Annotated in this window: 25 protein-coding genes; 23 read left to right on the top strand and 2 right to left on the bottom strand. The window is 59.1% G+C overall.

The features are described 5' to 3' along the window. The first annotated feature begins 51 nt into the window (after positions 1–51). From fghA to rpoS, 7 genes are all read left to right on the top strand, one after another. Positions 52–897, top strand: a complete 846-nt coding sequence (gene fghA / locus L6D82_RS03710; protein WP_085748121.1) for an S-formylglutathione hydrolase — start codon at positions 52–54, stop codon at positions 895–897. 53 nt (positions 898–950) lie between these two features. After that, a complete protein-coding gene (gene ispF, locus L6D82_RS03715) occupies positions 951–1,424 on the top strand; it encodes a 2-C-methyl-D-erythritol 2,4-cyclodiphosphate synthase (protein WP_007954821.1) in 474 nt (157 codons plus the stop codon). Further along, a complete protein-coding gene (gene truD, locus L6D82_RS03720) occupies positions 1,421–2,479 on the top strand; it encodes a tRNA pseudouridine(13) synthase TruD (RefSeq protein WP_011332702.1) in 1,059 nt (352 codons plus the stop codon). The genes ispF and truD overlap by 4 nt, the downstream gene beginning before the upstream one ends. Further along, complete coding sequence (gene surE / locus L6D82_RS03725; RefSeq protein ID WP_236188099.1) at positions 2,467–3,216, top strand: 5'/3'-nucleotidase SurE; 750 nt, start codon at positions 2,467–2,469, stop codon at positions 3,214–3,216. Before truD ends, surE begins: the two co-directional genes overlap by 13 nt. Before the next feature lie 41 nt (positions 3,217–3,257). After that, a complete protein-coding gene (locus L6D82_RS03730) occupies positions 3,258–3,893 on the top strand; it encodes a protein-L-isoaspartate(D-aspartate) O-methyltransferase (protein WP_170844894.1) in 636 nt (211 codons plus the stop codon). A gap of 211 nt (positions 3,894–4,104) precedes the next feature. After that, the gene (locus L6D82_RS03735; RefSeq protein ID WP_085748123.1) at positions 4,105–4,986 is read left to right on the top strand and encodes a peptidoglycan DD-metalloendopeptidase family protein; all 882 of its coding nucleotides are present in this window, start codon (positions 4,105–4,107) and stop codon (positions 4,984–4,986) included. 106 nt (positions 4,987–5,092) lie between these two features. Further along, on the top strand, positions 5,093–6,100 hold the full coding sequence (gene rpoS, locus L6D82_RS03740) for an RNA polymerase sigma factor RpoS (protein ID WP_007954831.1): 1,008 nt from the start codon (positions 5,093–5,095) through the stop codon (positions 6,098–6,100). A gap of 488 nt (positions 6,101–6,588) precedes the next feature. Here rpoS and fdxA read toward each other — a convergent pair whose 3' ends face one another. Next, positions 6,589–6,912: a ferredoxin FdxA gene (gene fdxA / locus L6D82_RS03745; protein ID WP_007908827.1), complete on the bottom strand. Its 324-nt coding sequence runs from the start codon at positions 6,910–6,912 to the stop codon at positions 6,589–6,591. Positions 6,913–7,075: 163 nt separating this feature from the next. Then, the gene (gene mutS / locus L6D82_RS03750) at positions 7,076–9,658 is read right to left on the bottom strand and encodes a DNA mismatch repair protein MutS (RefSeq protein ID WP_102717206.1); all 2,583 of its coding nucleotides are present in this window, start codon (positions 9,656–9,658) and stop codon (positions 7,076–7,078) included. Positions 9,659–9,868: 210 nt separating this feature from the next. On the opposite strand from mutS, the gene L6D82_RS03755 reads away from it, so the two are divergent. The 16 genes from L6D82_RS03755 (at position 9,869) to L6D82_RS03830 (ending at position 22,414) form a co-directional block, all read left to right on the top strand. Further along, on the top strand, positions 9,869–10,603 hold the full coding sequence (locus tag L6D82_RS03755) for a LexA family transcriptional regulator (protein ID WP_085666844.1): 735 nt from the start codon (positions 9,869–9,871) through the stop codon (positions 10,601–10,603). A 512-nt stretch (positions 10,604–11,115) separates the two neighbouring features. After that, a complete protein-coding gene (locus tag L6D82_RS03760) occupies positions 11,116–11,532 on the top strand; it encodes a tail fiber assembly protein (protein ID WP_085748125.1) in 417 nt (138 codons plus the stop codon). Between the two features lie 129 nt (positions 11,533–11,661). Beyond that, a complete protein-coding gene (locus tag L6D82_RS03765; RefSeq protein WP_236188100.1) occupies positions 11,662–12,090 on the top strand; it encodes a tail fiber assembly protein in 429 nt (142 codons plus the stop codon). Between the two features lie 144 nt (positions 12,091–12,234). Continuing rightward, complete coding sequence (locus tag L6D82_RS03770; protein ID WP_085748127.1) at positions 12,235–12,426, top strand: Com family DNA-binding transcriptional regulator; 192 nt, start codon at positions 12,235–12,237, stop codon at positions 12,424–12,426. Between the two features lie 4 nt (positions 12,427–12,430). Beyond that, positions 12,431–13,009, top strand: a complete 579-nt coding sequence (locus tag L6D82_RS03775) for a DUF642 domain-containing protein (RefSeq protein WP_085748128.1) — start codon at positions 12,431–12,433, stop codon at positions 13,007–13,009. A 110-nt stretch (positions 13,010–13,119) separates the two neighbouring features. Next, positions 13,120–13,467, top strand: coding sequence for a phage holin family protein (locus L6D82_RS03780; protein WP_236188101.1), 348 nt, complete (start codon positions 13,120–13,122; stop codon positions 13,465–13,467). 24 nt (positions 13,468–13,491) lie between these two features. Next, positions 13,492–13,683 (top strand): hypothetical protein, encoded by a 192-nt coding sequence (locus L6D82_RS03785; protein ID WP_236188102.1) that lies wholly within the window; start codon positions 13,492–13,494, stop codon positions 13,681–13,683. Between the two features lie 93 nt (positions 13,684–13,776). Further along, entirely contained in the window at positions 13,777–14,268 is a 492-nt protein-coding gene (locus L6D82_RS03790; protein ID WP_236188103.1) for a phage tail tube protein, read from the top strand. Positions 14,269–14,276: 8 nt separating this feature from the next. Then, positions 14,277–14,627 carry a phage tail assembly chaperone family protein, TAC gene (locus L6D82_RS03795; protein WP_236188104.1) on the top strand — a complete coding sequence of 117 codons (351 nt, stop codon included), beginning with the start codon at positions 14,277–14,279 and terminating at the stop codon, positions 14,625–14,627. Between the two features lie 29 nt (positions 14,628–14,656). Then, positions 14,657–14,911, top strand: coding sequence for a hypothetical protein (locus L6D82_RS03800; RefSeq protein ID WP_236188105.1), 255 nt, complete (start codon positions 14,657–14,659; stop codon positions 14,909–14,911). A gap of 56 nt (positions 14,912–14,967) precedes the next feature. Beyond that, positions 14,968–16,185, top strand: coding sequence for a phage tail tape measure protein (locus tag L6D82_RS03805; protein WP_236188106.1), 1,218 nt, complete (start codon positions 14,968–14,970; stop codon positions 16,183–16,185). A 37-nt stretch (positions 16,186–16,222) separates the two neighbouring features. Further along, entirely contained in the window at positions 16,223–16,561 is a 339-nt protein-coding gene (locus L6D82_RS03810) for a phage tail protein (RefSeq protein WP_236188107.1), read from the top strand. 71 nt (positions 16,562–16,632) lie between these two features. After that, positions 16,633–17,316, top strand: coding sequence for a phage minor tail protein L (locus L6D82_RS03815; protein WP_236188109.1), 684 nt, complete (start codon positions 16,633–16,635; stop codon positions 17,314–17,316). Positions 17,317–17,318: 2 nt separating this feature from the next. After that, the gene (locus tag L6D82_RS03820; protein WP_236188110.1) at positions 17,319–18,101 is read left to right on the top strand and encodes a C40 family peptidase; all 783 of its coding nucleotides are present in this window, start codon (positions 17,319–17,321) and stop codon (positions 18,099–18,101) included. Positions 18,102–18,155: 54 nt separating this feature from the next. After that, the gene (locus L6D82_RS03825; protein WP_236188113.1) at positions 18,156–18,782 is read left to right on the top strand and encodes a tail assembly protein; all 627 of its coding nucleotides are present in this window, start codon (positions 18,156–18,158) and stop codon (positions 18,780–18,782) included. A gap of 68 nt (positions 18,783–18,850) precedes the next feature. Further along, positions 18,851–22,414, top strand: a complete 3,564-nt coding sequence (locus L6D82_RS03830; RefSeq protein ID WP_236188114.1) for a TipJ family phage tail tip protein — start codon at positions 18,851–18,853, stop codon at positions 22,412–22,414.

Raw genomic sequence — 22,414 nt, forward strand, 5'->3', positions numbered from 1 at the left:
TCGCGATGCCACGGCTGCCGATATGTAGCCGTGGCTGCGTAGGAGTCCTACATGAGTCTGGAAAACATCTCCTGTCAGAAAAGTTTCGGCGGTTGGCACAAGCGCTATCGCCATCGCTCCGAAGTGCTGGGCTGCGACATGGTGTTTGCCGTGTATCTGCCGCCGCAGGCAGAGCAGGGCGGCAAGTTGCCGGTGCTGTACTGGCTGTCGGGCCTGACCTGCACGGACGAGAACTTCATGCAGAAGGCCGGCGCGATGCGCATGGCGGCCGAACTCGGTCTGATCATCGTGGCGCCGGACACGAGCCCCCGTGGCCCCGACGTACCGGGTGATCCTGACGGGGCCTGGGATTTCGGCCTAGGTGCCGGGTTTTATCTGAATGCCACGCAGGAACCCTGGTCGCGGCACTATCGGATGCATGACTACGTTGTGCAGGAATTGCCTTCACTGGTTGAGGCGCATTTCCCGGCCTCGGACAAGCGCAGCATCAGTGGCCACTCCATGGGCGGCCACGGTGCATTGGTTTGTGCGTTGCGCAATCCGGGTCGTTACCAGTCGGTTTCGGCGTTTTCGCCAATCAACAATCCGATTGATTGCCCGTGGGGCCAGAAGGCATTCACCCGCTATCTGGGCGAAGACCGTTCGAAGTGGCGCGAGTGGGATGCCTGTGCACTGATCGCCGAAGCGGACGAGAAACTGCCACTGCTGGTCGATCAGGGTGACCGCGACGATTTCCTCGCCACCCAGCTCAAACCGGAAGCCCTGCAACAAGCGGCAAAACAAGCGGGCCACCCGCTGACGTTGCGCCTGCAACCGGGCTACGACCACAGCTATTTCTTCATCGCGAGCTTCATTGACGACCACTTGCAGCATCACGCACGCGCTCTAGGCGCCTAACGCCTGACAAAGCAGGTAGAATCACGCCCTGACAAAATTCGGGGCGTTTTTTTATGCGTATTGGCCACGGCTATGATGTGCACCGTTTCGCTGAAGGCGATTTCATTACTCTGGGCGGCGTGCGAATCGCACACGGCTTCGGGCTGCTCGCTCACTCCGATGGTGACGTCCTGCTGCATGCCTTGAGCGACGCCTTGCTCGGCGCGGCTGCGCTGGGTGATATCGGCAAGCATTTCCCGGATACCGACCCGCAATTCAAGGGCGCCGATAGCCGTGTGCTGCTGCGTCACGTGGTCAGTCTGATCCACGCCAAAGGCTGGAAGGTCGGCAACGTCGACAACACCATCGTTGCCCAGGCACCGAAAATGGCCCCCCATATCGAATCGATGCGCGCGCTGATTGCCGCGGATCTGCAAGTAGAACTGGATCAAGTGAACGTGAAAGCCACCACCACCGAGAAGCTCGGCTTCGTCGGTCGCGAAGAAGGCATCGCCGTGCATTCCGTTGCCTTGTTGCTGCGCGCATGAACGAACTGCAACTGCTCGGCCCGCGGGCCTATGGCGACGCCCTCGGCACCGCGGTACTCAAAGCCATCGCCGAAGATTTCCAGGTCGATGAAGTTCTCGACATTCCGTTCAGCGGTGACGGCGAGCACCTGTGGATCTGGGTGGAAAAGCGCGGTCTGAATACTGAAGAAGCCGCGCGCCGTATCGCCAAGGCCGCCGGTGTACCGCTGCGCACGGTGAGCTATGCCGGTCTGAAGGATCGTCAGGCGCTGACCCGTCAGTGGTTCAGCGTGCAACTCCCGGGCAAGGCCGATCCGGATCTGTCGGCGGCGGAAAACGACACGCTGAAAATCCTCAAGACCACCCGCCACAAACGCAAGCTGCAGCGCGGTGCGCATTCGGCCAACGGTTTCACGCTGCGCCTGACCCAGTTCAATGGCGACAAGGCCGCCATCGACGAGCGTCTGCAACTGATCGCCAAACAAGGTATCCCGAATTATTTCGGTGCCCAGCGTTTCGGCCATGACGGTGGCAACGTCGTCGATGCCCGTTCGTGGGCCGCGCGCAAGGCACTGCCGGAACAACGCAATGTGCGTTCGCGCCTGCTGTCGACCGCGCGCAGTTTTCTGTTCAATCAGGTGCTCGCAGCGCGGGTCGCCGATGGCACCTGGCAGCGTGCCCAGGTCGGCGATCTGCTGGCCTTCACCGACAGCCGCAGTTTTTTCCCGGCCGGTGAAGCCGAGTGCAGCGACCCGCGACTGGCCATCCTTGATCTGCATCCGACCGGTCCGCAGTGGGGCGAAGGTGACTCGCCGGCGGCCGGGGTTGTCCATGATCTGGAGCAGGGGATTGCCGCACGCGAGGCGGATCTGCGCGATTGGTTGATTAATGCCGGTATGAGCCACGAACGTCGCATCCTGCGGCTGCCCATTGGCGGGTTGACGTGGCATTATCCCGAGCCTGACATTCTGCAACTGGAATTCGTCCTCCCGGCCGGATGCTTCGCCACCGTATTGGTGCGCGAACTCGTTGATCTGGTGCCGGTGGGGCAGACGGACAGCCCATGCGTATTCTGATTTCTAACGACGATGGGGTGACTGCGCCCGGTCTTGCCGCGCTTTATGCTGCGCTGGCGGATTACACCGAGTGCGTGGTTATCGCCCCGGAACAGGACAAGAGCGGTGCCAGCAGTTCGCTGACACTCGACCGTCCGCTGCACCCGCAATACCTGGCCAACGGCTTTATCAGCCTCAATGGCACACCGACCGATTGCGTTCATCTGGGGCTCAACGGTTTGCTCGAACGCCAGCCGGACATGGTGGTTTCGGGTATCAACCTGGGCGCTAACCTGGGTGACGACGTGCTGTATTCCGGGACGGTGGCAGCGGCCCTCGAGGGCCGCTTTCTTGAGCGCCCGTCGTTTGCCTTCTCGCTGGTTTCGCGGCAGGTAGACAACTTGCCCACGGCTGCCTACTTTGCGCGCAAACTGGTCGAAGCCCATACCGGGCTCGATCTGCCACCGCGTACGGTGTTGAACGTGAACATTCCGAATCTGCCGATCGATCACATTCGCGGCATTCAACTGACCCGTCTCGGCCATCGCGCCCGTGCGGCGGCACCGATGAAAGTCGTGGACCCGCGCGGCAAGGCCGGTTACTGGATCGCAGCGGCAGGTGATGCGGAAGACTGCGGGCCGGGCACCGATTTCCATGCCGTGATGCAAGGTTACGTATCCATCACTCCGTTGCAGCTCGATCGCACCTTCAATGATGCCTTCCGAAGTCTCGACGGCTGGCTGGAGGGGCTCAACTGATGGCTCGTGAACAAGACGACAGGCTGCGCAGCGGCATCGGGATGACGTCCCAGCGAACCCGTGAGCGCCTGATCCAGCGTCTGTACGAAGAGGGCGTTTCCAACGCCAGCGTGCTGGAAGTGATCCGCCGCACCCCACGACACCTGTTCGTCGATGAAGCGCTGGCGCACCGTGCCTATGAAGACACCGCGCTGCCGATCGGCAACAACCAGACTATTTCCCAGCCTTATATGGTGGCGCGTATGAGCGAGCTGCTGCTGGAGGCCGGGCCGCTGGATAAAGTACTGGAGATCGGCACCGGTTCCGGTTACCAGACGGCGGTGCTGTCGCAACTGGTCGAGCGGGTGTTTTCGGTGGAGCGCATCAAGGTTCTGCAGGATCGGGCCAAGGAACGCCTGGTCGAGCTCAACCTGCGCAACGTGGTGTTTCGTTGGGGCGATGGCTGGGAAGGCTGGCCGGCGCTGGCGCCATACAACGGCATCATCGTCACGGCGGTGGCGACCGATGTGCCTCAGGCTTTGCTTGATCAACTGGCGCCGGGCGGGCGGATGGTGATCCCGGTCGGCTCCGGTGAAGTGCAGCAATTGATGCTGATCGTGCGCGAAGAAAACGGCTTCTCCCGACACGTTCTGGGGGCGGTGCGTTTCGTGCCATTGCTCAACGGTCCGCTGGCCTGAGCATTTGTTTCACGATGCTGAATTCCTGTCGAGTGCGCCTGTCTTACAGCGGCAGCGAATGTTTAAACAGGATGGATCGTCTACAAGCAAACGTGTGCGCCGAGCCATAGCGCTTCTATAAAGGTAAAGCCGGTTGCGCCCGTTATACTTGCGAAGTTTCATGCCGGAATCGGCATTCCACATTTTTCAGCCACCACAAAGGGAGCGGCGGGTGAGTCTCACAGTCATTGCGCAGCGTATGGGTAACACGAGCTTTCAGCGCCTGGTGACTGGCCTTGTCTTGAGCACCTTGCTGGTCGGTTGCTCCAGCACAAAATCGAGCAACGTTCGGGTCGTCGATCGCAACAATGCGGTGGCCCAGCGTCCGGTCGTGACGACCGGGCAGTATGTAGTCCGTCCGGGCGATACTTTGTTTTCCATCGCTTTTCGCTACGGCTGGGACTACAAAGCCCTCGCCGCCCGGAACAATATTCCTACGCCATACACGATCCATCCGGGTCAGACGATTCGCTTCGATGGCCGCACCGGTTCAACGTCGACGGCGGTCGTCACCAACTCCGGTTCCTCAGCGTCTTCGTCCAGCAAAACCACGGTTATCCGGCGCCAGGCAAATGGCACGACAACCACTACGACCACGGGTTCCGGTGCGGCTTCCACGGCGGTTGTACCGTCCGTCGCCAACAAGCAAACCCCCGCTCCGTTGCCTCCACCGGGCCCGGCCCCGACCGGCTGGGGATGGCCATCTAATGGCATTCTGATTGGAAAATTCTCTTCAAACGGTAGTTTGAATAAAGGAATTGATATCGCCGGAGATTTGGGACAGCCTGTTTTAGCTGCGTCTGATGGGACGGTGGTATACGCCGGGAGTGGCTTAAGGGGCTACGGCGAATTGGTCATCATCAAACACAGCGAAACCTACGTCAGTGCTTACGGACACAACCGTCGGCTGTTGGTACGGGAGGGGCAGCAGGTCAAGGTCGGACAGACAATTGCCGAAATGGGGTCAACGGGTACAGACCGGGTGAAACTGCATTTTGAGATTCGCCGACAAGGTAAACCTGTAGATCCGCTGCAGTTCCTGCCAAGACGTTGATTTGCAGACCAGCCTGTTCCGTCGCGTAGAGGGGACAGGCTCCAGCGTTGCCAAGGATAAAGGCGCCGCTTGAGCTTGGGGTCGAACTCACCAAAGGACTATAACAATGGCTCTCAGTAAAGAAGTGCCGGAGTTTGACATCGACGATGAGGTTCTCCTGATGGAGACCGGCATCGATTCGGATTCGATGTCGAATGATGAAGGGGCTGCTCCACCTTCCGTTCGTGCCAAATCCAAACACTCCGCTTCACTTAAACAACATAAGTACATCGATTACACTCGGGCACTCGATGCCACGCAGCTGTACCTCAACGAAATCGGCTTTTCCCCACTGCTCTCCCCGGAAGAAGAAGTTCATTTTGCGCGCTTGTCGCAAAGTGGCGACCCTGCCGGGCGCAAGCGCATGATCGAAAGTAACCTGCGGCTGGTGGTCAAAATCGCCCGGCGTTACGTCAATCGGGGGCTGTCGCTGCTGGATCTGATCGAAGAGGGCAACCTCGGACTGATCCGCGCGGTGGAAAAGTTCGATCCCGAGCGCGGCTTCCGCTTCTCGACCTACGCGACCTGGTGGATTCGTCAGACCATCGAACGCGCAATCATGAATCAGACCCGGACCATCCGGTTGCCGATCCATGTGGTCAAGGAGCTCAACGTGTACCTGCGGGCTGCACGGGAGCTGACACAAAAGCTCGACCACGAACCTTCACCCGAAGAAATCGCCAACCTGCTGGAAAAACCGGTGGGCGAAGTCAAGCGCATGCTGGGCTTGAACGAGCGGGTTTCTTCGGTCGACGTCTCGCTGGGTCCGGATTCGGATAAAACCCTGCTGGACACCCTGACGGATGACCGTCCGACCGATCCATGTGAACTGCTGCAGGATGACGACCTGTCGCAGAGCATCGATCAATGGCTCTCGGAGCTGACCGACAAGCAACGCGAGGTGGTCGTGCGCCGCTTCGGCCTGCGCGGCCATGAGAGCAGCACGCTGGAAGATGTAGGCCTGGAGATCGGCCTGACCCGGGAACGGGTGAGACAGATCCAGGTAGAAGGCCTCAAGCGCCTTCGGGAAATTCTCGAGAAAAACGGCCTGTCGAGCGAGTCGCTGTTTCAATAAGCCACCCGCATGACCGCTATACAGAAAGCCCCGACTGGTTCGGGGCTTTTTGTTGGCGCACTGAAAGCGGGAGGCGTTCCCACCTTGTAGGTTTGCGTTGTAAGCCTTTGCTGACTGTATCGTAAGTGTTCGTTATTTTTACACTGCCGCTGAAGGCGATTGCGCTCATGGACGAATCGTAACGCAATGATTTATATGGTTATTTTTTAATGTGAAGGGCTTATGACAGCAGGTTAGTGCGCTGGAGGCCAGTTGCCCCCGGCGGGGAAATCTCTAGTATCTGGGTTGTGTCGACGGATAGACACGCCCTTCAAGGAAGAGGGGAACGGACATCGCAGGAAGCGATTCATCAGGACGATGAAAAGGAACACAGGGAATAGGGAAAAAATGTGGGCGGGTCAAACCGCCCCTTTTTTTGCCTGAAATAAAGCAAAACCCGAAAAAGCAAAAAGGCCCGCAAGGGGCCTTTTCTTCAAACGCGGGACAGATCAGCGTTCGAGGTCTTTGATCTTGCCTTTGACGCCATCCCACTCTTCGGCATCCGGCAGCGATTCTTTCTTTTCGGTGATGTTCGGCCAGATCTCGGCCAGTTCTACGTTCAGCTGAATGAATTCCTGCATCTCTTCCGGAACTTCGTCCTCGGAGAAAATGGCCACGGCCGGGCATTCCGGCTCGCACAGGGCGCAGTCGATGCACTCGTCCGGGTGAATCACCAGGAAGTTCGGGCCTTCGTAAAAGCAGTCCACCGGACAGACTTCTACGCAGTCGGTGTACTTGCACTTGATGCAGTTGTCGGTGACGACGAAGGTCATTTCTAATTTTCTCCTCAGGCGGCGGCAGCGTTGCCCCTTCACGGTTGGGGTCGCCAGGTTCGGGAGCGATGTCTGCCAGCCAGGCTATTAGCCAGCAGCATCCCAAACCGCGCGAGATTCTAACAGCTTGAAGCCGTTTGCGTTATATCCGGTTCGTCGGTGCTTAGATCCGGTTCTTTAGTGCATAGAGCATTTCGAGTGCACGACGCGGTGTCACGTCATCCAGATCCAGCTTGGCCAACTCATCCAGCACCGGGTGCGGCAGGCTGGCGAACATGTCGCTCTGCTGCGGCGTCGCCGGTTTGCCCTTGACGGCCGGTTTTGGCGCCTCATGCGGCAGCGCGGTATCTTCCAGGCGGCTCAAGTGCTCACGAGCACGTACGATCACTTCGCTTGGCACACCGGCCAACTGCGCGACCGCAAGGCCGTAGCTCTGGCTCGCGGGCCCTGGCAGCACATGGTGCAGAAACACGATGCGCTCGTTGTGTTCGGTGGCGTTGAGGTGCACGTTGGCCACCAGCGGTTCGGCTTCCGGCAACACGGTCAGTTCGAAATAGTGCGTCGCAAACAGAGTATAGGCGCGCAGCTGCGCCAGACGCTCCGCCGCCGCCCACGCCAGGGACAGACCGTCGAAGGTGCTGGTGCCGCGACCGACTTCGTCCATCAGCACCAGGCTGCGCTCGGTGGCGTTGTGCAGGATGTTCGCGGTCTCGCTCATTTCCACCATGAAGGTCGAGCGCCCGCCGGCGAGGTCGTCGCTGGAACCGATCCTGGTGAAAATCCGGTCCACCAGCGACAGTTCGCAACTCGCCGCCGGCACGAAGCTGCCGATGTGTGCCAGCAGCACGATCAGAGCAGTCTGGCGCATATAGGTGGATTTACCGCCCATGTTCGGACCAGTGATCACCAGCATGCGGGTGTTGTCGTCCAGGCTCAGGTCGTTGGCCACGAACGGCGTGGTCAGCACTTGCTCGACCACCGGGTGACGGCCCTGGGAGATACGCATGCACGGTTCGCTGACGAATGTCGGGCAATTCAGGTCGAGATTCAGCGCACGTTCGGCGAGGTTGCTCAGCACGTCCAGCTCAGCCAGGGCGCCAGCGGTGTCCTGCAACGGCGGCAACTGGCTGATCAGGTCTTCCAGCAACGCCTCGTAGAGCATTTTCTCGCGAGCCAGAGCGCGGCTCTTGGCCGACAGTGCCTTGTCTTCAAACTCTTTCAGTTCCGGGGTGATGAAGCGTTCGGCACCTTTGAGGGTCTGACGGCGGATGTAGTCTGCCGGCGCCGATTCAGCCTGCTTGCTTGGCAATTCGATGAAGTAGCCATGAATGCGGTTGTAGCCGACTTTGAGATTGGCGAGGCCGGTGCGGGCCTTTTCACGGGCTTCCAGATCGATCAGGAACTGGCCGGCGTTCTCGCTCAGCGATTGCAGTTCGTCTAGCTCGCTGTCGTAACCGGTTTTCAGCACGCCGCCGTCACGGATTACCGCTGGCGGGTTGTCGATGATGGCTTTTTCCAGCAGCGCCGCCAGTTCCGGGTAAGTGCTGGTGGTGGTCGCCAGACGTTGCAGGTGCGGCGCCTCGAGATCCATCATCGCCACTTGCAGTTCAGGCAGCGCACCGAGCGCATCACGCAGGCGAGCGAGGTCGCGAGGGCGAGCATTGCGCAGGCCGATCCGCGCCAGAATCCGCTCGATGTCGCCGATCTCCTTGAGTTGCGGTTGCAGGTTTTCAAAACGATAGCGGTCGAGCAGGCAAGTGATCGAGGTCTGGCGAGCCAGCAGCACAGTCAGGTCGCGCAGCGGACGGTTGAGCCAACGGGTCAGCAAACGGCTGCCCATGGCCGTCTGGCAACGGTCGACCACCGATTGCAGGGTGTTGTCGCGGCCGCCAGCCAGGTTGGTGTCGAGTTCGAGGTTGCGGCGGCTGGCGCCGTCCAGCACCACGGTGTCGTCCAGCCGCTCATGGCGCAAGCTGCGCAAGTGGGGCAGGGCGGTGCGCTGGGTTTCCTTGGCATACGCCAGCAGGCAACCGGCGGCGCCGATTGCCAGGGTCAGGGTTTCGCAGCCAAAGCCTTTCAGGTCCTGGGTGGAGAATTGCTGACAGAGGCTTTTCAGCGCCGAATCGCGCTCGAAATCCCACGGTGCACGACGACGTACCCCACGGCGTTTTTCTGCCGGCAAGTCTTTTGGCCAATCATCCGGGATCAACAACTCGACCGGATTGACCCGCTCCAGCTCCGCCAGCAGGTTTTCCCAGCCCTTGATCTCCAGCACGGTGAAATTGCCGCTGGTGATGTCCAGCACAGCCAGGCCGAACAGGCGCTCGTCGCCCAGCACCGCCGCGATCAGATTATCGCGACGCTCATCCAGCAACGCCTCGTCACTGACCGTACCCGGGGTGATGATCCGCACCACCTGACGTTCCACCGGGCCTTTACTGGTGGCCGGGTCGCCGACCTGCTCGCAGATCACCACCGACTCGCCGAGCTTGACCAGCTTCGCCAGGTAGCCTTCCGCCGCGTGATACGGAATCCCGCACATCGGAATCGCCTGCCCCGCCGACTGCCCGCGCGCGGTCAGGGTGATGTCCAGCAACTTGGCCGCCTTCTTCGCGTCCTCGTAGAAGATCTCGTAGAAGTCGCCCATGCGGTAGAACATCAGCTGGTCCGGGTGCTGATTTTTCAGGCGCCAGTACTGCTGCATCATCGGAGTGTGGGAGGACAGGTCGGAGACGGCTTTATTCATCGGATTGTCAGGCAACTCGTTCAAAAGTGTGGGGCAAAAGCGCGGCAGTGGCCGGGCTTTTCCGTGATGGGCGCAAGGTTACCATGGGCGGTCTGTCGGACGCAGGCATCGCGGTCGGGTGACATGCATCGGTGGTAAAAAGGTCGACTATGCACGATTTATGCAAATCAGCATTTGTTTTCCCGAAAAACTTCAAGCACTATGCGCGTTATGCAAAAACGCAACGTATCTACCGTCTTAAGAGCACTGCTCGACCAGCACGGGATCTCCCCCACGGAGCTCCACCGTCGCACCGGCGTGCCTCAATCCACGCTCTCGCGGATTCTCAGCGGGAAGATCGTCGATCCTTCGGATAAACATATCTCGAAGATCGCCGAGTACTTCGCCGTGAGCACCGATCAGTTGCGCGGGCGCGCGGATGTTGCGCCTGCCGCCAACGGCGGACGCGACGAGTTGCATTCTGAACTCAAGGACATAAGCCTGTGGGACGACGACACCCCCGTCGATGACGATGAGGTGTCGGTGCCCTTTCTTCGCGAGGTTGAATTGGCTGCTGGATCAGGAAGATTCGTCATCGAAGAGAGCGAACGCTCCAGCCTGCGCTTCGGCAAGCGCAGCCTGCGCCATAACGGTGTGCAGTTCGATCAGGCCAAATGCGTGACGGTACGCGGCAACAGCATGTTGCCGGTGCTGCGCGACGGCGCCACGGTCGGGGTCAACGCCGGCAAGTGCGGGATCGGCGACATCATCGATGGCGACCTTTATGCGATCAACCACAATGGTCAATTGCGGGTGAAGCAGCTCTATCGCCTGCCTACCGGAATCCGTCTGCGCAGCTTCAACCGCGATGAACATCCGGACGAGGACTACAGCTTCCAGGATATGCAGGAAGAGCAGATCGTCATCCTCGGTCACGTCTTCTGGTGGGGCATGTACGCCCGTTAACCCGATCCCTTTCAGATAAAACCCGCCTCGGCGGGTTTTTTTTCGCCTGTAGAAAACCGGGCAACCCTTGATTGGCGGGGCTTCCATGCATCCGCGCATTTCTCGTGCATAAATAAATGCATTTACGCATTGACTGTATATGCATCCATGCATATTCTTGCCACCAAGCCGCTCGACAAAGCGGCTGGCAACAACAGCTCTTTAGTTCCACAAGAACAGGCAGCGATGAACCGGCCTCAACGGTTCAGAGGGTTGGCAACTGACCCGGGTGTGCAGCGTAAAGCACCAGAAGCAGTTATCCGGCGGGCAGGGACCGCGGTCGGAAAAACAATTTGAATGGACTCGTACCGCGCCAGTAGCGCCGAAAAGTCAGCTTCCTTCACGAACACAGGATTGAAGGAAGGCAAAGGAGTGCATTACTGAAAAGCCCGGCGGATTGCCGGGCTTTTTGGAATGCCTTCTGGGCAGAAACAGAAATGCCGGGAGGCCGGCAATCAAAAAGGATGATGACCATGAAGAAGTACGTGCGTGTTGTGGATGGCAAAGTCGACAACATCTTCGAAACCAACAACCCGATCACCGACGATTTTCCGGCGAGTCAAGTCTGGGTGGATGTCACCGCATTGCCAAAGATCGACTACTCCTGGAACGCGGTGAATACCGATGGCGTCTGGACCTTTACCGACAGCGATATGTGGGGTCAGCCATCGCAGTTGTCCATGCAGCTGCGCGCCGAACGCTCCCGCCGATTTGATCGAGTCAACGCCACTCTGCTGGCTACCGCCCTGGAGCAGAAGGTTGAGCTGGGTCTGGCGACGCCTGCCGATATCGCGGGGTTGCAGGCTTACAAGCAGTTTTTCGTTGATATGAGCAACGTCAACAAACAGCCAGGTTACCCGCTGGCAATCACCTGGCCTGAAGTTCCATAAATCACCGTTTCATGACTCTGCATAAGGACCGCATGACTGAATGACCCGGCGTATAGCCGGGCTTTCTGGATTGCCTGTCCGGCAGGAACGGAAATGCCGGGATTCCGGCAATCAAAAAGGACGATAAGAATGAATCGATACGTTTTCATCACGATGCCCAATTCCAAGGTATATCGGGTGGTTGATACCGACGAAGGGATGCCGGTCAGCTTTCCTGACGGATTGGGGGGGCTGTGGGTGGATGCCACAGGAAACACGGAAGTCGTGGTCGGATGGAATGCCCGACTGGTCAACAACCAGTGGGAGTTGCATGCACCCACTTTCGAAGAGGTGGCAAGCCAGGTCAAGTTCATCGCCACTGAGAAGCTATCGAATGCCAAAGGTTGGCTGACGTTCAACCCGCTGGATTACAAGCAGGATCTGGGCATCGCAACGCCAGAGGAAGAAGCGGCGTTGCTGGCTTACAAGCAATACGTCATCGCCGTGTGCGATTACAGGAATCAACCGGGTTACCCGTACACCATGATTTGGCCGACAGAGCCTTTTTCGCTGGTTTGAATCGACGACCCGATTGTTCTGGTCTGTATGACCGAAAAGCCCGGCCCCTGCGCCGGGCTTTCTGGAATGCCTGCCTGAGGCAGGCGCTTCAACAAGGTTTCGCGGCATGAGCAAGGCCACGCAGAGAATCAAAAGGATTTGTCGATGTTGAAAGAGTGCCGCTGCGGCCATTGCAAAAGACTGCTCGCCCGGGTGGGCGAGTACACAGAACTCCAGATCAAATGTTCCCGCTGCGGAACGTTGAATCATGTGAAGGCCGCGAGCCCCGAGCGATCGCCTGTGAGCGACATGCGTGCTGCATCGTCAGCACAACCTGATCAATCTCCTCATAGGTAAAGACATGAACATTCTCAAGAAATACGTAGCACCGTTTCTCGCTGTTGCACTGCTGGGCAATGGCGGCAGCGCAATTGCCGCCAACCTCCTGGTGAACGGCAGCTTTGAACAATCGACATGCGGTGGTGGCTGCATTCTGGACACCCCGGCAAAAACCAATGCCATCACAGGCTGGACGACGTTCCTGTCCGGTGCCGAATACTTCAACATGCCCAATGCCATCGGCGGTTCTGTGGCAGCAGATGGCGTGATGATCGTCGACCTGGCCAACTACGTTTATGGCAACGGTGGCGGGATTCAGCAGAATTTCGCGACCACTCCGGGCGCCAAGTACCGTCTGACTTTCAGTGCCGGCAACTCCCGATTCGCCAGCCGCTCCGGCGACGGTGTCATTCAGGTGAAAGTGGCCGGGCAAACCGCTACGTTCAACACACCGACAGCCAAAGGCGTCGCGGTCGAGTGGAGCACCGTCACTTACGAGTTCACCGCGATTACCGCGCAGACAACTCTGGCGTTTTCCAACGAGCAGAACCCGTACGCCAACTACGCCTTCATCGACAACGTCATTGTCGAGCGCCTGTAACTGCTGAATGCGCGGAACCTGTCGCTGTTCTTCCCCGCATCAGAGGCGACACCCGTCCGGTGTCGCCTCTTCACTTCTCTTCATTCATCAACGCTTTCAGGAGGCGTGACATGACAAACGAGCAACAAGCGTTGCTGGACATGCCAATCTGGCTGGTCATCCTCCTTGCCGTGGCGGGCGGGGTGTCCGGCGAAATGTGGCGCGCCGACAAGGAGGGCGCCCGCGGCTGGCCGCTGCTGCGGCGGCTTGCCTTGCGCTCCGGTGCCTGCATGATCTGCGGCGTGTCGGCAATCATGCTGCTGTACGCCGCCGGCATGTCGATCTGGGCCGCCGGGGCATTTGGTTGCCTCACTGCAATGGCCGGTGCCGACGTCGCCATCGGCCTTTACGAACGCTGGGCTGCCAAGCGCATCGGCGTCTGCGAAGTTCCGCCGCGCGACCCCTCATCCGAACAATGATCATTGCCAAGAGAGTCACAGACCATGAATGACGAAGACCTGGCGGCGCTGAACAGGCTTATTGCCGCTCTGCAGGCTCAGACCGATAGTCAGACGGCCATGAATGCTTCCATCAGATTGTTGGCTCAGAGCAATCAGGCGCTGGTCGACCTGATCAAAAGCCGCGAGCCGGATCCGAATGCCCCACCTTACCTGGATGGTACGCCGGCGCCCTGAGCGCATCGGCGATGCTCTTCCAGAAGTACTCAACCGAGCAACACCCACAACCCCGCATCCGCGGGTTTTTTTATGTTCGCTGGAGAACGCCAGATGTCGATCCTTACCCAAGGTACTCAAATTTTTGCCCTCGTGCCGCCGACCACCGGTTCCGGTCCTTACACCGTGCTGGAAGTCGAACACGCCACTTCTTTCGATCCGGGCGGTGCACCTGCCGAGCAGATCGAAGACACCACGCTCGATGCCCAGGAACGCACCTACAAGAAAGGTCTTCGTACACCTGGCACGGCCAGCCTGGGTCTCAATGCCGATCCGACCAATGCCAGTCACATCCGTCTGCATCAACTTTCCGAAGCCAATGGCGACACCGGCATCAAATGGGTGGTGGGTTGGTCGGATGGCAAAGGCGTTCTGCCAACCGTCAATACTCAAGGCAATGCCTTTGAGTTGCCGACCACTCGTACCTGGTTCACCTTTGATGGTTACGTTTCGGACTTCCCGTTCAATTTCGCCTTGAATGCCGTAGTGACCACAACTGTCACCATCCAGCGCACCGGCGGTTCCGCCTGGATCAAGAAAGCCTGAGGCCCGTCATGAACCTCAAACAGTTGAAAGCCAGGGGCGGCATTGTCGATGGTCAGCCCGTCAAGAAAGAAGTGAGTTGGAAGCATCTGGATGCCGAGTCGGGCCAGGAAGTGACCGAGTCCTTCACATTGCATATCCGCCGTCAGTCGTTCGGGGTCATCGAGCGGCTGTTCGCTCAAGATGAAACCGAGCAAAGCCGCAATGCGAGCTATCTCGCAGCTTGCGTGTCGCTCGGCGACGACGGGACGGAAGCGCTCGGCTACGACGATGCCTACAACCTTGAGCCATCGTTGGGGTTCCTGATCCTCAACGCCGTCAATGAGGTCAATGGCACTGGCGGTGTTGCAGCAAAAAACTGACGGCCGCCGATGAGTTCTGGCACGAACTGGTGCTGAACGGAGTCGGCGGCCGGACGATTGCCGAAGCCAAGGAACGCATGACCTACCACGAAGCCTTGGCGTGGGGCCGCTATATCGATCGATATGGCTCGCTCCACACCGGTAGGCGGCTGGAGGCGGGCAGCGCGCTGGTCGCGCTGCAAACCCACCGGCTGGGCGGCGGGATGGCGGAGCTGCTGGACTTCATGCCTTATGAGCATCGCCAGGGGCTTTCTCTCGAGCGTGCCCTTGAGCAGTGGCGATAGGCGTTCATTCACACGACCCGTTTCGGCGGGTTTTTTCTTAACCCGGAGAAAAGCACATGGCAGTTACTTCTTCAGCAGGGTTGACGCCTAACCTCGACGGCCTTGAACAAGCCTGGACCCAGGCGTCACGTATTACTGAACAAAAGCTGCGTCAGATGCAAAAGCAGATCGAGGACGCGGCAAAGAAAATCGGCGTGACGCTGAATGCGTCTGCCAGCTCGATCACCCAGGCAAACATCGCGACCTATGTCGATGTTCAGGAAGAAGCCAGGAAGCGAATCAATTACTCAGACGATTTCGACAAATTGCGACGTAATGGTGCTCTTGCTGCCGTGCAAGTCGGAATGGGGACCCGCGAAAGTGCGGGGGCGCAGGCGCTGAGCGATATCGACCAAAACTATGCTGCGGCACGCAAGAAGCTGGACACACCTTTGGCAGGAGGGGGCGACCCTCGGGAAGGGGCCGATTACGCAGCCAATCTCGATGCGTTGAAAGCCAACCACGATCAATTGACCCTGCAAGTTCAAAGCAACTATGAGGCGATGACCGAGGCCCAGGGTAACTGGATCAACGGGGCCACCTCGGCCTGGGATGACTACCTCACAACGAGCGGCAATGTGGCCGGCAAGTCCAGGGAGGTTTTCACCAAAGCCTTCAACACCATGGGCGATGCCGTGAGCACGTTCGCGATGACGGGGAAGTTCTCGTTTTCCGACTTTGCCAAATCGGTACTCGGCGATATGGCCAAACTGGCCGCGCAGACGGCTGTTTCCAGCGGTTTGAGTTCATTGTTCGGCCTGGTGGGGTCGGCGGCATCGTCGATGTTCGGCAGCGCAACTACACCGACTCCGCAAACATTCAAACTGGATGGCATGAGTACGACTTACGTCCCGCAACTCGACGTGTCGAACGTTTCCTTCCACGCCAAGGGCGGGGCCTTCACCAATGGCATCGCCACCGGGCCGACCCTGGCTCCGATGGCAATGTTCGGCGAAGCCGGACCGGAAGCCATCATGCCGCTGAGTCGCGGTTCCGATGGCTCCCTCGGCGTGCAGGTGCAGGGCGCTGGCCTGGGTGGCAGCAGCAGCCAGCAGGTCGTGATTCAGCAAACCATCAATGTGGGCGACAGCTCGGGTGCAGCGGCGAGCGGGGATATGAACTCGCAGACCGTCGCCAAGGCTTACGCCAGCGCCGCCAAGCAGGGCGCTGCCGAGCAGATCGCCCGTGATCTGAAACCGGGCGGCCAGATCTGGTCTGCCATCAACGGCCGTTGAATATCAGCGGCCGCAACGGCTTACGCCCGGAGGAAACATGACAACAGAAACATTCACCTGGACTCCGAAAGTCGAACCCGTCGGCAACGTCGAGTTTCGTCTCAAGTCCGCAAAGTTCGGCGATGGTTATCAGCAGGTGGCACAGGACGGCATCAACAACAGATCTCAGTCCTGGCCGTTGACGTTTGTAGGGGATGAGGCGCGGATCAAAACAATCGTGCAGTTCCTCGATCGCCACGCTGGCGCCACACCGTTTTATTGGACGGCCCCCTTGGGCGAACCTGCTCTCTACCGTTGCAAGGGTTATCAGCCGAGCCCGCTGGGGGCTGGCTTGTACAGCCTCGCGGCGACCTTCGAGCAGGCCTTTCATCCATAAGACGCTGACGGCGCTGAATGCCATGACCACAACCCCGCTTCAAGCGGGGTTCTCTTTGCCCGGAGATTCACATGTCCATTACTGCAGATATTCAGGCGCTGGAGCCCGGCGCCTGGGTCGAATTGTTCGAGCTCGATGCCACCAGCCTCGGCGCCGAGTTGTACCGCTTTCACGGCTATCCCCAGCAATCCTCGATTTTCTGGCAAGGCCTTGAGTATTCACCCTGGCCGATCCTGGCCGAGGGTTTCGAAATGACCGGACAGGGCACGCAACCGACGCCGACGTTGTCGGTGGGCAACGTCGGCGGTTTCATTACGGCGCTGGTGCTGTATTTCCAGGATCTGGTCGGGGCGCGGTTGATCCGTCATCGCACCCTGGGCAAATACCTTGATGGCCAGCCTGAAGCCGACCCGGAAGAAGAACTGCCTCCCGACCTCTGGTACATCGAGCGCAAGGTCAGTGAAGACAGCGAAGCAGTGAAGTTCGAACTGGCCAGCGCACTGGATTTCAACGGCGTGCAATTGCCACGTCGGCAGATTGTCGCCAACGTTTGCTGGTGGCTCAGTTGCGGTGGTTACCGTGGCCCCTACTGCGGTTATACCGGTGGCCCGGTGGCAGATGCCAATGACGTGATCGTCACCGACGCCGTCAAGGACAAATGCGGTGGACGTCTGAGCAGCTGCAAGCTGCGTTTCGGCGAAAACAATCCGCTGCCCTACGGCTCGTTTCCAGCCGCCGGCCTGGTTCGGGGCTGATCATGAACAAGGCAATCCTGGCGGCCATCGAACTTCACGCCATCGCTCAATACCCCGACGAATGTTGCGGCCTGTTGATCCTTGAAGGGCGCAAGCAACGATATGTACCGTGCCGCAATACCGCAACCACGCCCAGCGAGCATTTTCGTCTGGCACCGCAAGATTATGCGGCGGCCGAAGAATGCGGCGAGATCCTGGCCGTGGTGCACAGTCATCCGGATTATCCGGCGACGGCCAGCGAGGCGGACCGGGTCGCCTGTGAAGCCTCCGGATTGCCCTGGCACATTCTGGAAGTACGCAAAGGTGATGATGGAACAGTTGGCAAAGGCGAACTGGTCAGCATCGCCCCCTCGGGTTATCGGGCGCCCTTGATCGGGCGGGATTTTGTCCATGGTGTGCATGATTGCCTGAGCATCATCCTCGATTACTACCGCCGGGAAATGGGCATTGAACTGGGCAACTATCAGCGCGAAGACGGCTGGTGGGACAAGGGCGGCAATCTCTATCTCGACAATCTGCCCGCCGCCGGTTTCGAACAGGTCAGCCGGCTGCAACAAGGCGATGTCGTATTGATGCAGATCCGCTCGCCAGTGCCCAACCATGCCGCCATTTATCTGGAAGATGGCGTGCTCAACAGCGAGCCGGATCACTTTCCGGCGCCGGGTTCGATCCTGCATCACTTGTACGGACGCGACAGCCGTCGTGACACCTACGGCGGGTATTGGGCAGAGGTGACGGTGAGTTGCTGGCGACATCGGTCGAAGATGTCCAGTGCGACCGTCTGATATCCGAACAACGGATTTACAACCACATTGGAGTTCTTCTCCTGGAGCCGTGAGATGAATCAGCAAAAACTCAGAACAATTCGCCTCTACGGCACCCTGGGGGCCAGTTTCGGCCGTGTACACCGGTTGGCCGTCAGCAACACGGCTGAAGCCATTCATGCGCTGTGCATTTTGATCCCGGGTTTCGAGCGCTTCCTGATGGAATCAAAGGACCGCGGGCTGGCGTATTCGGTCTTTCTAGGGCACGAAAATATTGGTCAGGACCGGCTCAAGGCGCCGAGTGGCAATACGGATATTCGTATTGCGCCGATGGTGATCGGCAGCAAGCGGGCGGGGTCGTTACAGACCATCATCGGGGTTGCACTGGTCGTCGCAGCCTCCTACTTCACCGGAGGAATGGCTGCAGGTGGCACAGGCCTGCTGGGCACAGGGGCCGGTGCGGGCTGGACAGCGGCTGCGAATGTCGGGATTGCAATGGCAATGGGCGGCGTCATGCAAATGATGTCGCCGCAGGCCAAGGGGCTGGGCTCCATGGACGCTCCCCAGAATCGTGCCAGCTACAGCTTCAACGGACCGGTCAACACCAGCGCCCAAGGCAATCCCGTGGGCCTTCTTTACGGTCAGATGATTGTCGGCAGCGCCGTGATCAGCGCCGGCGTTTACGCTCAGGATCAGCTCTAGCGTTACTCGTTTCAATGACTTCCACCCAACCCGCCCGGTGCGGGTTTTATTTCGCCTGAAGGAAAGCCATGACTGACCTCATTCTCGCTGGCAGCAAAGGCGGCGCCGCCAAGCCGCGCCCCTCCGTGGAGGCGCCAGACAGCCTGCAAAGCACGGCCTACGCTCGTATCCTCGATCTCGTCAGTGAAGGCGAGATTGTCGGTCTAAAAAGCCATACTCAATCGGTGTTTCTGGACGAAACGCCGCTGGCCAACGACGACGGTAGCCTGAACTTCAACGGCGTGACGCTCGACGTTCGTACCGGTAGCCAGGACCAGGCACACATCCCGGGTTTTCCTGCGGTGGAAAACGAAACGGCGGCGGCTGTCGAATTGCGCAGCGATCAACCCTGGACCAAGGCCTTCACCAACCTGCAACTGTCTGCCGTACGTATTCGCCTGGCGGTTTCGCGTCTGGCGCAGACCAATACCGGCAATGGCGACACCAATGGCTACACGGTCAAGTACGCCATTGACCTTTCGACTGACGGCGGTGCATTCGTCGAGGTGTTGGCGTCTGCTTTCAGTGGCAAGACCACCACCAAATACGAACGCTCGCACCGCATCGATCTGCCGGTCGCCAAAAGCGGCTGGACCGTGCGGGTGCGTCGTTTGACGCCCAATTCCACCAGCGGCGCCATCGCCGACACCACCAGTGTCGAGTCGAGCACCGAGGTGATCGATGCCAAGTTGCGGTATCCCGGTTCGGCGATCATTGGTCTGCAATTCGACGCGTCGCAGTTCCAGTCCATCCCGTCGCGCTCCTTCGAGCTGCTGGGCCGGATCATTCGAGTACCGAGCAACTACGACCCACAGAACCGCGTGTATTCGGGCGTTTGGGACGGTACGTTCAAATCGGCCTGGACCGATAACCCGGCGTGGATCTACTACGATCTTTTGCTGCATCCACGTTATGGCCTGGGGCATTTGCTCAATGCAGGCCAGGTCGATAAATGGGAGCTGTATCGCATCGGTCAGTATTGCGATCAGCCCGTCCCCAATGGCAAGGGCGGCACCGAGCCGCGCTTTACCTGCAACCTGTATCTTTCGGCGCGTTCCGATGCGCTGAAGGTGCTGCAAGACTTGGCCACGACGTTCAGGGGTATGTCGTATTGGGGCGCAGGTTCTGTCATGGCGGTAGCCGATATGCCGGAGGATCCGGTCTACACCTACTCCAATGGCAATGTCATCGACGGTAAATTCATCTACGGCGGGTCGGCGAAAAAGACCCGGTTCAGCGTGGCGCTGGTCAGCTGGAACGACCCTTCGGACTTCTACCGGCAGAAGGTCGAGTATGTCGACGACCCGGACGGCATCGCCCGTTATGGTGTGCAGCAGACAGAAATCAGCGCCACCGGCTGTACCTCTCAGGCGCAGGCACAGCGAATCGGTAAGTGGGCACTGCTGACCAATCGCCTGGAAACCGAAAGCGTCACCTTCGCGGTGGGGCTTGATGGCACGTTGGCGCGCCCGGGGCAGATTATCCGGGTGGCCGACAATGACCGCGCCGGGCGACGAATCGGCGGACGCCTGCGTGATGCGACGCTTGATATGCTGACCCTTGACGCGCAGGTCACCGCCACAGTGGGCGACACCATCACGCTGGTCATGCCAACTGGCAAAGCGGTATCCCGTTCGATCAAGTCAGTAGACATCAGTGGCGATGTTCAGCGCGTGAGACTGGCTCAGCCACTGATCGAGCGGCCGCCGGCCCAGTCGATGTGGGCGATCGATTCGCCCAACCTGGCTACGCAACAATTTCGCGTCATGTCGATTGCCGAAGATTTCACCGATAACGAAATCAAGTACAGCATCAGTGCCGTCAAGCATGTACCGAGCAAATTTGGCGCCATCGACAATGGCTCCCGTATCGAGCGGCCGCCGATCACCGTCATTCCGCCAGGTGTTCAGGCGCCGCCGGGTTCGGTCACCGTCAGTAACAACCACTTCATTGATCAGGGCAGCGCGGTCGGCGTCATGACCATTGAATGGACGCGTCCGGCCAATGCCATCGCCTATGAAGTCCACTGGCGCAAGAACGACAGCGAATGGGTTTTCGCCGGCCGTACCGGCGGTACGTCGATGGAATTGCGGGGCATTTATGCCGGGCGGTATGTGGCCAAGGTTCGGGCAATCAATGCGCTGGACATCGGCTCGGTGTTTGCGACGTCCGTGGAAACGCAACTCTCTGGTAAAACCACGCCACCGCCTTCGGTGACCACGCTCAAGGCCGAAAGCCTGTTGTTCAGTATCGGCCTGAAATGGGAATTCCCTGTGGGTGCCGAAGACACTCAGCGCACGGAAATCTGGTACGGGCCGACGCCAAACCTGGAAACGGCCACGAAACTGGCCGACCTGGCTTATCCGCAAAGTGATTACACGATGCAGAGCCTGCTGGCCGGTGCAACGTTCTTTTTCTGGGCGCGGCTGGTTGATCGCACGGGCAATATCGGTCCGTGGTATCCCGTCGGAGACGGGGTACTAGGGCAGGCCAGTTCCGAGGCGGGGCCGATTCTCGAAATGCTCGCCGGAAAGGTTTCGCAAACCGAGTTGGGTAAAGACCTGCTGACTGAAATCGAGAAGATTCCGGGCTTGCAGAATCAGATCGACTCACTGGAAGAAGGTTATGACGCGGCCCGAACCTACGCCAAATACGCGATCGTGCGTCAGGGCGATCGACTGTATCAAGCCAAGGGCCCGGTACCGATCAACTTGCCACCGCCGAATACTACTTATTGGGCGGACGTAGGGCAGACGGTCGAGACCGCCAGTGGTCTGGTTCAACAGGTTGGAAGCAACACTGCCGAGATCAGCAAGATCGACGGTGTGGTGACCGCCCAGGCGGCGACCTTCCAGGCACTGCGAGCAGCATCCCGCGACGATAACGGTGAAGGCGAGCTGGCGGATGCGCTCAAAGGGTGGACGAGTACGGCGGCCATCGCTACGGAAAGCCTGGTCCGGTCGACACAGAACGAGGCAACCGCGCAGCGGCTTTCGACGCTGGAAGTCAGCACCGGAGGCAACGCTGCAAATATCAAATCGCTGGAGAAGGTCGTCACGACGACCAACTCGGCAACAGCGACGAAAATCGAGCAGTTGAGCGCGACTGTCGGTGACAACAGCGCGGCCGTTCAGCAAACCTCGACAGCCCTGGCAGATACCAATGGTAAGTTATCGACGATGTGGTCGGTGAAGATGGATACCACCGCAGGTGGCCAGAAGTACGCAGCGTCCTTTGGTCTGGGACTTCAGGTCGATCCATCCGGCGTCTCGTCGCAGTTTGTCGTTCGTGCGGACACGTTCATGTTGCTAAACCTGGCCAATGGCACTCCCGTCTCTCCATTTGCGGTCAGTGGCGGCCAGACCTACATCAGAGATGCCTTTATTCAGGACGGCACGATCACCAACGCGAAGATCGGGGAATACATTGCCTCGACCAACTACCAGATCGGCAAGTCCGGCTGGGCCATTCATAAAAATGGCGGCTTCGAAATGAATGGGCAGGGCGCGGGATCGAGCAGAATTGCAATCAATCCAAATAGCGTAAGGCTCTATCACCCTAACGGCGTTCTCGCCATTGATATGAGTGTCTGA

Source organism: Pseudomonas paraglycinae (assembly GCF_021601625.1).
GTDB lineage: Bacteria > Pseudomonadota > Gammaproteobacteria > Pseudomonadales > Pseudomonadaceae > Aquipseudomonas > Aquipseudomonas paraglycinae.